At 61.6% G+C, this 12,588-nt stretch carries 11 protein-coding genes; 6 read left to right on the top strand and 5 right to left on the bottom strand.

What is annotated here, in order from left to right:
• The first annotated feature begins 11 nt into the window (after positions 1-11).
• Positions 12-134 carry a cytochrome bd-I oxidase subunit CydX gene (gene cydX / locus AACY42_RS17440; protein ID WP_339481193.1) on the top strand — a complete coding sequence of 41 codons (123 nt, stop codon included), beginning with the start codon at positions 12-14 and terminating at the stop codon, positions 132-134.
• Entirely contained in the window at positions 131-418 is a 288-nt protein-coding gene (locus AACY42_RS17435) for a cyd operon YbgE family protein (protein ID WP_339481191.1), read from the top strand. Before cydX ends, AACY42_RS17435 begins: the two co-directional genes overlap by 4 nt.
• Before the next feature lie 113 nt (positions 419-531).
• On the opposite strand, the gene AACY42_RS17430 is transcribed toward AACY42_RS17435, so the two are convergent.
• The 3 genes from AACY42_RS17430 to AACY42_RS17420 are packed head-to-tail and all read right to left on the bottom strand — an operon-like array spanning position 532 to position 4,775.
• A complete protein-coding gene (locus tag AACY42_RS17430; protein ID WP_339481190.1) occupies positions 532-1,011 on the bottom strand; it encodes a hypothetical protein in 480 nt (159 codons plus the stop codon).
• A 32-nt stretch (positions 1,012-1,043) separates the two neighbouring features.
• Complete coding sequence (locus tag AACY42_RS17425) at positions 1,044-3,791, bottom strand: cation-transporting P-type ATPase (RefSeq protein WP_339481189.1); 2,748 nt, start codon at positions 3,789-3,791, stop codon at positions 1,044-1,046.
• 60 nt (positions 3,792-3,851) lie between these two features.
• The gene (locus tag AACY42_RS17420; RefSeq protein WP_339481187.1) at positions 3,852-4,775 is read right to left on the bottom strand and encodes a universal stress protein; all 924 of its coding nucleotides are present in this window, start codon (positions 4,773-4,775) and stop codon (positions 3,852-3,854) included.
• A 257-nt stretch (positions 4,776-5,032) separates the two neighbouring features.
• Here AACY42_RS17420 and AACY42_RS17415 point away from each other — a divergent pair, with 257 nt between their 5' ends.
• Together AACY42_RS17415 and AACY42_RS17410 are read left to right on the top strand one after the other, a co-directional pair.
• Positions 5,033-6,283: an MgtC/SapB family protein gene (locus AACY42_RS17415; protein WP_339481186.1), complete on the top strand. Its 1,251-nt coding sequence runs from the start codon at positions 5,033-5,035 to the stop codon at positions 6,281-6,283.
• A 100-nt stretch (positions 6,284-6,383) separates the two neighbouring features.
• A complete protein-coding gene (locus AACY42_RS17410; RefSeq protein ID WP_339481184.1) occupies positions 6,384-7,295 on the top strand; it encodes a universal stress protein in 912 nt (303 codons plus the stop codon).
• Between the two features lie 51 nt (positions 7,296-7,346).
• Here AACY42_RS17410 and AACY42_RS17405 read toward each other — a convergent pair whose 3' ends face one another.
• A complete protein-coding gene (locus tag AACY42_RS17405; protein WP_339481183.1) occupies positions 7,347-7,910 on the bottom strand; it encodes a GNAT family N-acetyltransferase in 564 nt (187 codons plus the stop codon).
• Between the two features lie 246 nt (positions 7,911-8,156).
• Here AACY42_RS17405 and AACY42_RS17400 point away from each other — a divergent pair, with 246 nt between their 5' ends.
• Positions 8,157-9,050 carry a universal stress protein gene (locus AACY42_RS17400; RefSeq protein WP_339481182.1) on the top strand — a complete coding sequence of 298 codons (894 nt, stop codon included), beginning with the start codon at positions 8,157-8,159 and terminating at the stop codon, positions 9,048-9,050.
• Here the strand turns inward: AACY42_RS17400 and AACY42_RS17395 are convergent.
• Positions 9,040-10,023 carry a zinc-dependent alcohol dehydrogenase family protein gene (locus tag AACY42_RS17395; protein WP_339481181.1) on the bottom strand — a complete coding sequence of 328 codons (984 nt, stop codon included), beginning with the start codon at positions 10,021-10,023 and terminating at the stop codon, positions 9,040-9,042. The two genes, AACY42_RS17400 and AACY42_RS17395, sit on opposite strands and share 11 nt — an antisense overlap.
• 170 nt (positions 10,024-10,193) lie before the next feature.
• On the opposite strand from AACY42_RS17395, the gene AACY42_RS17390 reads away from it, so the two are divergent.
• Positions 10,194-12,566 carry a phosphoketolase family protein gene (locus AACY42_RS17390; RefSeq protein WP_339481179.1) on the top strand — a complete coding sequence of 791 codons (2,373 nt, stop codon included), beginning with the start codon at positions 10,194-10,196 and terminating at the stop codon, positions 12,564-12,566.
• Positions 12,567-12,588: the final 22 nt, after the last annotated feature.

Below are 12,588 nucleotides of genomic sequence, written 5' to 3'. Positions count from 1 at the left end.
AGTGATGCAATATGTGGTATTTCGCCTGGATGCTGGGAGTCGGTTTCGCACTGCTGCTGGCGATACTCAATGCGATGTGGGGCGAGAATGAGGCTGCTCGAGCCAGGAGTGACCGTGACGAGGCGCAGCCATGATGCCGAATGTCGCTGACGGCCAGCCCTCTTCACGGCTTGATCGGCTGAGCCTGGCCGTCGCGGTGACCATCATGCTGGCCTGTACGCTCTACCCCCCACTGATGACGGCGCCGGACGGGAAAGCCGACCATGCGCTGGCAACGGCATTGTTCATCGCCATGAGCGTGGCCTTTGTAAGAGGGGTGGGGTTCATTCCGCGCAAGCTTGTCTGGCGAAGGATGTTCTCGGGCTGGACCTGCCTGGTGGCACTGGCGCTTGCCGGCGCGTTGAAGCTCTTGCACTGAGAGCCTGACGACAAGCCCCGCAATGACCACACGGTTATCGAAAACCTCACCTGCCGACGGAGCAGGTGGGGCGGGCAGCATTTGGAGGCCTTGCACCGCCCTGGGCGATAGGTCTAGCGAGATGGCGTACCCATATTCTGCTGGTGCTGCATCATCTGCTCCATCATCATTTGCTGCATGCCCATGTAGTTGTCCATCATGTACTGGTGTTGCTTCATCTGCTCGGGCGTCATCCGGGAATAGTGGTTGCCCATTTGTTTCCAACCCATCATCGGGCCGTTCCCCTTCATGTGGCCGCCCATCATGCCGCCCCCCATCATCCCATTCATCATCTGCATGCTTTGCTGCATCATGGTCTGGTGATCTTGCATGAGTTGCTGGCGTTGCACCGGATCGGTGGTTTTCTGGATCAGGCTCATTTGCTCCTGCATCTTCTTCAGGTTTTCCTGGGCCTTCGCCATCTGCTGATCAAATTGTTCAATGCTCATCGATGGCGGCGTCGGCATGGCGGCGTCGGTGGCTTGCTGGGCAAAGGTTAGCGTGGGGAAAAGCACCGCGGTCAGGGCGAGGGCGGCGAGTTTGGATGCGTTCATGGTTCAGGTCCTTGCGAGGTGGGTGGGGATCGTCACGGTTGCCGATCAGGCTCGGTTAAACGCAGCCGAATCTGTTTTTCAATCTCGATGATGGCGAACAGCGCAATGCCCACCGCGATGATCAGCAGTCCGTCCATGAAGGGGACCGCTTGGGTTGCGAACACGGCTTGCAGTGGGGGCGCGTAGGTGATGGCGAACTGAGCGACGGTCACCACCGCGATGGTCGCCCACACAACCTTCGTACCTCGAAGGCCCTTCCAGGTCAGCGACGTGCCGTAGAGATTGCGGATAAAGAACAGATGGAAAATTTCCATCACGACCAAGGTGTTCACGGCCAGGGTGCGGGCCAGTTCGACGGGGTAGCCTCGGTCCAGGGCATAGGTAAAAATGCCGTAGACACCGCACAGGAACAGAATGGAAACCAGCACCATATGCCAGACCAATGCGCCGCTGATCAACGGCTCCTGCCGTGAGCGCGGTGGCCTGCGCATGGTGTTGTCTTCGGTCGGTTCGAACGCCAGCGCGACACCCAGCGTGGTGGCGGTGATCAGGTTGATCCACAGGATCTGTATCGGTGTGACCGGCAACGTAAAACCAAACAGCAGCGCGACAATCAGGGTCATGGTCTCGCCCGCATTGGTGGGTAACGTCCAGCTCAGCACTTTCTTTATGTTGTCATAGACCGTCCGTCCTTCACGCACCGCGGCCACGATGGAGGCGAAGTTATCGTCCGCCAGTACCAGGTCCGCGGCTTCTTTGGCGGCCTCACTGCCTTTGTCGCCCATGGCGATGCCGGCATCTGCGCGTTTGAGCGCTGGTGCGTCGTTGACGCCGTCGCCGGTCATGGCCACGGTCATGCCGTTGCGTTGCAGCAATGTCACCAGCCGGAGCTTATGCTCGGGGCTGGTACGCGCGAAGATGTTCACTTGCTTGAGCGATTCCCTGAGGGTGGCATCGCTCATGGTGTCCAGGTCGTTGCCGGTCAGTACCTTGTCGGGGTCATCCAGACCGATCTGATCACCGATGGCGCAGGCGGTGCCGGCGTGGTCCCCGGTGATCATTTTCACGACAATGCCGGCTGCCTGGCATTGCTTGATTGCCTGGATCGTTTCCGGGCGAGGCGGGTCGATCATTCCCACCAGGCCAAGCAAGGTCAGTGTCCCTTGTACATCGGTAAATTCCAGGATGGCGTGCTCGGGCGGCACTGACCTGACGGCGAGCGCCAACACGCGTTGGCCCTTGCGGGCGATGACATTGGCCTGCGCGTGCCAATAGTCGGCATCGACCGGGGCCGTTGCCCCTATGCTGCTCCGTTGGCGCGTGCACATGGTCAAAATCTGCTCCGGCGCACCTTTGACATAAATCGCGGCTTGTCGGTCATGGTTGTGATGCAGCGTCGCCATGAAGCGGTGTTTGGCGTCGAACGGAATGGCATCAGTGCGGGCCCAGGTGCCGCGTTCCTCTTCGCCGTTGATGCCGGCCTTGGCGCAAAACACCAGCAGTGCGCCCTCCATGGGGTCTCCTTCGACCTTCCAGGCGTCTTCGTGCTGCCTCAAGCTTGCGTCATTGCAAAGGCTGGCCGCGCGCCCCAGTTCGGCTAGCACCGGGTGGTGGGAGGTGTCGATCAACTGATCGGCAAGGTTCATATTGCCCGAGGGCTGGTAGCCGACACCGTCGACCGTGAAGGTCAGGTCACTGGTGACGACGGACGCCACCATCATCTCGTTACGGGTGAGGGTACCGGTCTTGTCCGTGCAGATGACCGACACCGAGCCCAGCGTTTCGATGGCCGGCAGGCGCCGAACGATGGCATTGCGACGAGCCATTGCCCGCACGCCCACCGCCAGGGTAATGGTCAGTACGGCGGGCAATCCCTCGGGTATGGCGGCGACCGACATGCCCACCACGACCATGAAGATCTCGGTGAAGGCGTAATGCCCGACAAAGTGGCCATAAGCGAGTAGCAGGCCGGAGATCAGCAAAATCAATAGCGTCAACCAGCGAGCGAAGACGTTCATTTGCTGTATCAGGGGCGTCGTCAGTGGCTCCACTGCCGACAGCAGGTTGCTGATGCGCCCGATTTCAGTCGAGGTTGCCGTAGCTACAACGACCCCGGTTGCTTGTCCGCAGGTCACCAAGGTGCCACTGAACGCCATGCAGGCACGATCACCCAGAGCTGCTTCGATGCGCACCGCTTCGGTATTTTTTTCAGCCGGTGCGGATTCTCCAGTGAGGATGGCTTCCTGGACCTGGAGCCGGTTGGCATGCAGCAAGCGCAGATCAGCCGGGACTTTGTCGCCGGCCTCCAGCAAGACGATATCGCCGGGTACCAGTTCTTCGCCTGCAATGCCCAGGCGTTCGCCGGCACGAATCACGGTTGCACGAGGCGCCAGCATGTTGCGGATAGCATCCATGGCCTGTTCGGCCTTGCCTTCCTGGACATAGCCAATGATTGCATTAGCCACCACGACAGCGAGAATGACCACCGTGTCCCACAGGTGTTGCAGCGTTGCGGTGATCGCCGCAGAACCGAGCAGTACATAAATCAGGATGTTGTGAAATTGCAGCAGAAATCGCCGCCATGCGGGCCGCCGGGCAGACGCTGACAACTGGTTGAACCCCGTACGCTCCAGCCGGGCCTGGACTTCGGCCGTGTCCAGCCCGGCTTGTTCATCGACACCCAGGTATTTGAGCGCCTGCTCGGCGGGCAGCGTGTGCCAGGCCAGGTTTTGTGGGGGCGTTGGCGGGTGCGCCGCGGGTGCATCGCTCGGTCGGTTCATCAGCCACGTTCCTGTGAGTACGGAGCGGTTGTTCTACAGGTCATCGGCACAGCTCTGCCTTCAGCCCATCTGTTGCGGCGCAATGACCCACACGCTGCAGGGCAGCTTGTACAGCAGGCCTTCGATGGTGCTGCCGATCAGTTTGTCCACGTTGCCGTAGCGCACGCGCCCCATGACGATGACATCAATGTCATGGGACGCGGCGTAGTTCGCCAACACCTTGGCCGGGTCCCCCATGATCATGTGTCGCTGATCCGGGGCGATGCCATTGCGTTCGGCCAGTGCATCGAAGGCGGCGCCCTGGGACTCGTAGAGTTGGCGGGCGAGGGTCGAGGAGAAGAACATCGAACCGTTGCCAAAACCGTATTCAGCGGCGGTAATGGACGAAAGATCATAGGCGTAGATGACTTCCAGCGTTGCGTCGCAGCGGGTGGCCAGCTTGTTGGCTTCGCTCAGGATCCGGTCATTGAGGCCTTCGTAGCGCCCGTCCTGATGAAACGGGTCGATGGCGGCCAGGATCTTGCGCGGACGCGCGTGGGCGACCTGGTTGACGAAGTGCAGTGGAACTTCGCATTCGCGCAGCAGATGCACGTCCAGCGGCGTGAACATCAGTCGGGAAAACCACGACTCAGGGTCCACCGACTTGATCAGCGCTTCCATAGGCGCTTCCTTGAGGTGGACCAGGATCTCCTGCAGGGGGCGCTCGACCCACATCACTTCTGTCGTGACCTCGATACCGAGTTTGCGCAGGGGCCTGGCCTGTTCCTCCAGCCACTGCCGATGGCGCTCGATGTAGCCCAGGCGCATCTGCTCCAGTGCTTGCTCGTTGACCAGGGCGGCCGTGGCCAAGCCTTCGAGGTAGTCAAAAGCGACAATGTGCAGCGCCGCGCCTTCGGCCCTGGCCAGTGCGGCCGCCCGGTCGAACGCCGGGCTGTGTTCCATCAGTGGCGAGACGACCAGCATCAAGCGTGATTGCGTAGACATGACAAACCTCCTGGGCAAGGACCTGTTGGCACCGGGCGACGTTTCGCGCGGCGTGGTGTCTGTCATCAATGATGAACATCATGGCGCCCGCTAACTTGATTTGCATCAAACACGCTTCAACGCGTTGCATCGAAGGCGGCAACGGCGAGGCAATCGCGCTATGTTTGAGCATGATCAGTCGCCCCAGGACATGAGTGCAGTTGGCTCGTGCCCCTGGATTGAGTGACAACCGCAAGCCGCGCGAGAGAGCCGTTACCATGACTGAAACCCTAGCGTTCACCAATGCCGCCGCCGCACTGGGCATCGGCCTGCTGGTGGGGCTTGAGCGCGAACGACGCAAAGGCGAGGGCGAGCGGCGCGACTTCGCCGGTCTGCGCACCTTCGCCATCACGTCCGTGCTCGGTTACCTGGCGGTCCAGGCGGGCGGTCCCTTGTTGCTGGGAGGCATGACCCTTGCCCTGGGCATGTTGGTGAGCGTGGCCTATTGGCGAAACCTTGACAAGGATCCGGGGATTACCAGTGAGGTGGCCTTGTTCGCGGTATTGGCACTGGGCGCGCTCTGTGCGAGCGACCCGGGCCTGGCGACCGCGATTGGGGTGGTGATGGCCGGGCTGCTCGCCAGCCGCCAGGCGTTGCACCACTTTGCCCGCAACCAGTTGACCGCCACCGAGATGCGCGATGGCCTGGTGCTGTTGATCGCCGCGCTGGTCGTGCTACCGCTGGCGCCGGATCGTTTCCTCGGGCCTTATGACGCCATCAACCTGCGCAACCTGTGCACCCTTACCGTCATGCTGATGGCGGTGGGTGCGCTGGGGCACGTCGCGGTTCGAACCCTGGGGACCCGCTATGGCTATGCCCTCAGTGCGATTGCCTCAGGGTTCGCTTCTGCCACCGTGACGGTTGCGACCATGGGCGGTATCGCGGCCAAAGAGCCTCTCAATCTCAAGGTGGTGAGCGCGGCGGCGGTGTTATCCAACCTGGCGACGGTGGCCCAAATGGGCCTGATTCTCGTGGCCGTGGACCCCGCGCTGCTGCGTTGGATGTGGGGGCCGTTGATGTGCGCGATACTGATGGTATTGCTCTACGCCGGCGTGCTGATGTTTCCCCGCCCAAGGGCGCGGGCCGATGAAACCATCAAGCACGGCGGCGCTTTTAGCCTCAAGCTGGCGTTGACCATGGTCCTGGCGATGACCGCTATCACCGTCCTGTCGTCGGCGATGCTCGATACGTTTGGTCAGGCCGGGGTGACCGTCACCGCCGTTTTCAGCGGGTTGCTCGACGCCCATGCCTCGACAGCCTCCATCGCGTCTCTGGCCAAGGGGGGGTTGTTGCCCTTCGACGGCATTGCGGTGCCGATCTTGATGGCGATGAGCAGCAACTCCCTGAGCAAGTGCGTCGTAGCCTGGCTCAGTGGCGGGCGAAGGTTCGCCGGGTATGTGATTCCCGGCCAGGTGCTGGTAACGCTGGCGATGTGGGCGGGGCTGTTGCTCCCGAGTTTGTCGACCTGAATGATGGCTGTTTGATGAAGATCAAGACCTGCCCCTGGCCTATGTTCATTCTGGAGCCCTCAATCCTTTAGTTGGCTGTCGCCACGTACCGAGGTGTTCCATGTCCCAGACTCAACGGTTGTTGCTATTGGCGCCTGACGCCATGATCCGTACGCCGGCGTTCGACCGCGCCACCGAGTTGGCCCTGGCGCTGGATCTGCCCCTGCACATTGTGGCGATCGACTACCTGGAGTTGCTCTCGGTGGCCGGTCTTTTCGCCCCGGAGCAGGTCAAGCAGGCGCGTGAGGGTTATCTGGAAACCCATCGGCATTGGCTGTGGCAACAGGCCGAACTGGCGCGCCGGCATGGCGTCGAGGTGACCTGCGAGGTGATTTGGAGCAAGGATGCCTTCCAAGCCTTGCAGCAATACGTCAAGGAGATGCCGATGGCCTTGATCATCAAGGACGCGCAGCCGGAACCGGCGATGAAGCGGGTGTTTTTCACGCCCCTGGACTGGCGCTTGCTGCGTGACTGCCCGGTGCCAGTGCATCTGGTCACGGATTCTCGTAACCCCCGGCCTCGGCGGGTGCTGGCGATTGTCGATGTGCTGCGCAGCGAGGATCAGGACCTGGTGTTCAACGACCAGATCGTCGATGCCGCGGTCAAACTGGCTGAACAATGCAACGCCCAGGTCGAGTTGCTGCATGCCTTCGATTGGACGGCTGTCTACGCCTCGGACATGGGCATTGGTGCGTTGCCCCTGGCCACCGGGCTCTATGAAGCGCTGGGCCAGGCACAGCATGAGGTGTTCGAGTCACTGGCCGAGCGGCACGGGGTCGCACCGAAGTTGCGTCACTTCATCGAAGGGGCACCGCTGAACAGTATTTGCACGTTCGTCGCCGATCAGCAGATCGATGTCATCGTCATGGGCACCACGGCCCATCGTGGCCTGGACAAGCGCCTGGGCACCACCGCCGAGTTCCTGCTGCAACGGGCGCCCTGCAGCGTATTGGCGATCAAGCCGCAAGCGTGACGGGATCAACGCTGCGCGAGGCCGGACCAAGGCCTCGCGTCAGCGTCCGGGCTAAAGGTGGAGCCGGTGGATGACCTGTCGGGTGTCGTCGGGGTCGCTGTGGGTTTCAAAACCCAGGCTGTGGGCAAGCTCTCGCATCGGGGCATTGCTGGCCGCGTCGACGGAGTACATCTGGAGGTAGCCGTTTTTACGCGCGGTGTCGATCAGGTGCTCCATCAACAATGTCCCCAGCCCCAGGTGTTGCCAAGGGTCAGCGACGGTCACTGCGCACTCGCATTCGTGCTCCTGGGTCGCGCAATAGCGGCTGACACCGATCTCGATCAACTCGCCGTTGTCATGGACCAGGGCGATGTAGGCCATGTGGGTCTTGCAATCGACATCCATCAATTGATTGAGCAGCGCCGTGCCTGGCTCATTGATCTGCGCCAAGAAGCGCATGTGCCGAGACTCCGGCGACAGGCGCATGATGAAGTCGTATTCGCGCTGGCGGTCCTGCTCCCTGAGCGGGCGGATCAAGACATGCCGGCCGTCCTTGAGTGCCTGGATCCAGTGCTTGCCACTGATGCTGGCATACAGGGCTGCGGCGCGTTCGTTGTGGTCTTTGACAGTGAGCATGGTGTGATCCTCCCTCGGATGTGCACGTGCGGTGCGCTAAAAAGCCACGCATTCGATACTGTTCTACGCTCGCCACGGCGATCGATTCTGATCTGGATCAGTGCCCACGTATCCGTCCGTCGATTGCCCTGCCTTTGATGCAGATCAAACCGTCCGGGGCCTTGATGGGCGCACGCTGAAGATCGCGCCGGAAAAGGCCGGTGCGAGGTTTCGGGCCTGAGATGATCGACTCGATGGAGGTGTGCGATGGGGCAATACCAGCGTTTGCTATTGATCGTCGAACCTGATCTGCACCCCTCCGCGGCGATGCGCAGGGCTTGTGCCCTGGCCAGGGCCAGCGGCGCGGCTCTGCACTTGTGCGCGTTCGTCCAGCCACCGGCCCGCACCCACTTATGGGGTGAAAAAACCGATGAAGCGAATGAGCAACGCTACTTGCACCGCTATCGGCGCTGGATGGTGGAGGAGGCTGTGCTGCTTAAGGAGGAAGGCCTGGATGTGACCACTCACGTGGTCTGGACGCTCCATCCGTTGCTGGACATCCTGCGCTATGTCGAGCAGTTCCAGCCTGACCTGCTGATCAAGGACGTCACGCTCGAGCCGCTGCTCAAGCGTGTGTTCGCCACACCGCTTGACTGTCACTTGTTGCGCGACTGTCCGGTGCCGGTGCACCTGGTCAACCAGGCGGTGCACGGCTTGCCGCGGCGGGTCGTGGCGGCGGTGGACCCCTCGGACCCCGAGGCCGATGCCTTGAACGAGCGCATCGTCCAGACGGCCACCGCGCTGGCCCGGCAATGCGACGCCTCGTTGCATCTGCTGTATGCCTGCGACCTGTCGCCTGCCTTCAATGGCGACGCCTCGTTGCTGGTCGGTGCCTGGGATGACGACTTTGTCGACGCCCTGCGCGAATCGCTGCATGCGGCCTTTATCAACCTGGCCGGGCGCTGTGGCGTACCAGCGGAGCGTCGGCACTTCATCGTCGGCTTGCCGGTGCCGGTGATCCACGAGTTCATCGACGAATTCGAGGCCGACGTCGTGGTGATGGGCACTGCGCACCGCGCCGGTCTTGAGCGTTTGATTGGCAGCACGACAGAACGTGCCTTGTACTCATTGCCGGGCAGTGTGCTGGCGGTCAAGGGATGAGTACGATGGCCCCGTTGACCTGTCCGCTCCTCAGACGCTCCAGCGCTTGGTTGGCTTGGACCAATGGGTAGCAGGTCACGTTGCAATGCACGGGTGTGCGCTGGATCTGTTCGAAAAACGCCACGCCGTCCGCACGGGTCAGATTGGCCACTGAACGCACGCTGCGCTCCTGCCACAACAGACGATAGGGGAAGGCGGGAATGTCGCTCATGTGAATGCCGGCGCACACCACGCAACCGCCTTTGGCGGTAACTTGCAACGCCAGCGGCACCAGTTCGCCGACGGGGGCGAAGATCAGGCTGGCGTCCAGCAGGTGTGGCGGTGCCTGATCCGATGCCCCGGCCCAGGTCGCGCCCAGCGAACGGGCATAGTCCTGGCCGCTGTCATCACCGGGGCGGGTGAAGGCATAGACTTGCTGGCCCCGGCCCACGGCGACCTGGATCGCCAGGTGCGCAGCGGCGCCGAAGCCATAAAGGCCCAAGTGAGGGGCATTTTGCGCCATCTGCAAGGCCCGGAAACCGATCAGCCCCGCACACAGCAAGGGTGCGGCTTCGGCGGCCTCCAGTGTATCGGGGAGAGGGAAGCAGAATCGCGCATCGGCGACGGTGTAATCGGCATAACCGCCGTCCAGCTGACAGCCGGTGAACAGCGCCTGGTCGCAAAGGTTCTCCCGGCCCGAGCGGCAGAACTCACACACGCCGCACGTCCATCCCAGCCAGGGCACACCCACCCGGCGGCCGATCCAGTCCGAGGCTACTTGCCCGCCAACGGCGCTGACCTCGCCGACGATCTCGTGGCCCGGTACCCGAGGCAACCGGGCCTGGGGCAGTTCACCGTCGAACAGATGCAAGTCGGTGCGGCACACACCGCAGGCTTGCACCTTGATCAGCATTTGCCCGGCGGCAGGCGTCGGTTGGGGACGTTCCTCCAGTTGCAAGGGCTGGCCGATCGTGTGCAGGACCATGGCGCGCATGAGCATTCTCCTGTGTGAACGGGCGCCCGCCATGCCAGTGCGCGGTGTCAGGGCGTCAAGCAAGCACCTTGTATGACCTTAGCGTCCCTGGTTCTGATGTAAATCAAGTCACGCTTATTCCTGCGTTCCAGAATCAAACATGGCAACCCTGTTTTTTTGCGGAGGACGTAATGAGCGATTTTCTCAGCCCCGACCAACTGGAAGGTATTGACGCCTATTGGCGCGCGTCCAATTACCTGGCCGTGGGACAGATCTACCTCAAGGACAACCCCTTGCTGCACACACCGCTGCAACGCGATCACGTCAAGCCGCGCTTGCTGGGCCACTGGGGTACGACGCCGGGGCTGAATCTGATGTACGTGCACCTCAATCACCTGATCAAGACCCATGACCTGAACATGATCCTGATCACCGGCCCCGGTCATGGCGGCCCGGCCATCGTTGCCCAGAGCTACCTGGAGGGCAGCTTCACCCAGTGTTATCCCTCGGTGGAACAGAATGAAAACGGCATGTTGCGCCTGTTCCGGCAATTCTCCTGGCCTTATGGCTTATCCAGCCATGTCTCGGCGCAAATTCCCGGCTCTATCCACGAAGGTGGGGAGCTGGGTTATTCCCTGGCCCATGCCTATGGGGCAGCGTTCGACAACCCGGACCTGATCGTGGCCTGCGTTATCGGTGACGGTGAGGCTGAAACCGGCACGTTGGCGGCGAGCTGGCACTCGAACAAGTTTCTCAACCCCAGGCGTGACGGCGCCGTGCTGCCCATTCTTCATCTCAACGGTTTCAAGATCGCCAACCCCACGCTGCTTTCGCGCATCAGTGAAGACGAGCTGTCGGCCCTGATGTATGGCTACGGCTACGATCCATATTTTGTCGAAGGCGACGACCCGCAAACGGTGCACCAGCAGTTGGCCAGGACCCTGGACGGCATGTTGCTCAAAATTCGTGAAATCCAGCGCATGGCCCGCACGGACTCGTCGGGACGTACCCTGGAACGTCAGCTCTGGCCGATGTTGGTGTTGCGCACGCCCAAGGGCTGGACCGGTCCGAAATTCGTCGATGGCCAGCAGGTCGAAGGCACCTGGCGCGCCCACCAGGTGCCGCTGAGCCACTTCGAACTGCCCATGCATTTGACGCAGCTGGAACAATGGCTCCAGAGCTATCGACCGCAGGAACTGTTCGACGACCATGGTGCGTTGCTGCCGGACATTGCCGCGTTGGCGCCGACGGGACATAGGCGCTTGGGTGCTAATCCCCATGCCAATGGTGGCTTGCTCCTCAACCCCCTGGAACTGCCTCGTTTCACCGATTACGCCGTGCAATTGTGCGCGCCCGGTAGCGTGCAGGCAGAGGCCACCCGGGTGTTGGGCGGTTTTGTGCGCGATGTGATGAAGCAGAACCTGCGGGCAGGCAATTTCCGTCTGTTCGGCCCCGACGAAACTGCCTCCAATCGCCTTGAAGCGGTGTACGAGGTCACTGGCAAAACCTGGATGGCGGCGCTGGAGACGGGCGACACGAACCTGGCGTGCGATGGCCGAGTGATGGAAATCCTCAGCGAGCAAGTGTGTGAAGGCTGGCTGGAGGGGTATTTGCTGACCGGTCGTCATGGGCTGTTTTCCTGCTACGAGGCGTTCATCCATATCGTCGATTCGATGTTCAATCAGCACGCCAAATGGCTCAAGACCGCCGCCCAGATCCCGTGGCGCGCGTCGATTGCTTCGCTCAATTACCTGCTCACGTCCCATGTCTGGCGTCAGGACCACAATGGCTTTTCCCACCAGGACCCGGGGTTCCTCGACCTGGTGGCAAACAAGAGCGCTGACGTGGTGCGCATCTACCTGCCAGCAGACGCCAATTGCCTGTTGTCCGTTGCTGATCACTGCCTCAAGAGCCGCGATTACATCAATGTGATTGTGGCCGGCAAGCAACCGGAATGGCAGTGGCTGGACATCGATTCGGCCGTTCGGCACTGCTCGATCGGGGTCGGTCGCTGGGCCTTTGCCTGCAACAACGACGATGACCCGGACGTAGTGATGGCCTGTGCCGGTGACGTGCCGACGTTGGAAACCCTGGCCGCTGTCACGCTGCTGCGTGAATACGTGCCCGACCTGCGCGTGCGGGTGGTGAATGTCGTCGACCTGTTGGCCCTGCAACCGCCGCAGCAGCATGCCCACGGGTTGCCGGACGTCGAGTTCGATGGGTTGTTTACCGTGGACAAACCCGTGATTTTCGCCTTCCACGGCTATCCGTCGCTGATCCACCGGCTGGTCTACAAGCGTCACAACCACGATAACTTCCATGTCCGCGGTTTCATGGAGGAGGGCGCCACCACTACGCCGTTCGACATGGCGGTCATCAACCATCTGGATCGCTACCAGTTGGCGCTCGATGTCATCGAGCGCGTGCCGCGGTTGCAGCCGCTGGTGGACAGCGCCAGGGATCGCTACTGGGCAACCATGGAAAAGCACCAGCTGTACCTCATCGAGCATGGACAGGACATGCCCGATGTCTTGAACTGGCGCTGGACACCGACGCCGCAATGACGGCCAACCATGCCTCATGGCA

Origin of the sequence: Pseudomonas sp. RL_5y_Pfl2_73 (assembly GCF_963970515.1) — a bacterium.
GTDB lineage: Bacteria > Pseudomonadota > Gammaproteobacteria > Pseudomonadales > Pseudomonadaceae > Aquipseudomonas.
The sequence above is the reverse complement of the archived record's forward strand: the minus strand, read 5'-3'. Positions and strand labels throughout refer to the sequence as shown.

Bases quoted from the DNA above. Each gene is read 5' to 3' on its own strand.
- AACY42_RS17400 (WP_339481182.1), top strand. From the start codon at position 8,157: ATGGGGCAATACCAGCGTTTGCTATTGATCGTCGAACCTGATCTGCAC.
- AACY42_RS17425 (WP_339481189.1), bottom strand. From the start codon at position 3,791: ATGAACCGACCGAGCGATGCACCCGCGGCGCACCCGCCAACGCCCCCA.
- AACY42_RS17395 (WP_339481181.1), bottom strand. From the start codon at position 10,023: ATGCGCGCCATGGTCCTGCACACGATCGGCCAGCCCTTGCAACTGGAG.
- AACY42_RS17415 (WP_339481186.1), top strand. From the start codon at position 5,033: ATGACTGAAACCCTAGCGTTCACCAATGCCGCCGCCGCACTGGGCATC.
- AACY42_RS17405 (WP_339481183.1), bottom strand. From the start codon at position 7,910: ATGCTCACTGTCAAAGACCACAACGAACGCGCCGCAGCCCTGTATGCC.
- AACY42_RS17410 (WP_339481184.1), top strand. From the start codon at position 6,384: ATGTCCCAGACTCAACGGTTGTTGCTATTGGCGCCTGACGCCATGATC.
- cydX (WP_339481193.1), top strand. From the start codon at position 12: ATGTGGTATTTCGCCTGGATGCTGGGAGTCGGTTTCGCACTGCTGCTG.
- AACY42_RS17430 (WP_339481190.1), bottom strand. From the start codon at position 1,011: ATGAACGCATCCAAACTCGCCGCCCTCGCCCTGACCGCGGTGCTTTTC.
- AACY42_RS17420 (WP_339481187.1), bottom strand. From the start codon at position 4,775: ATGTCTACGCAATCACGCTTGATGCTGGTCGTCTCGCCACTGATGGAA.
- AACY42_RS17435 (WP_339481191.1), top strand. From the start codon at position 131: ATGATGCCGAATGTCGCTGACGGCCAGCCCTCTTCACGGCTTGATCGG.
- AACY42_RS17390 (WP_339481179.1), top strand. From the start codon at position 10,194: ATGAGCGATTTTCTCAGCCCCGACCAACTGGAAGGTATTGACGCCTAT.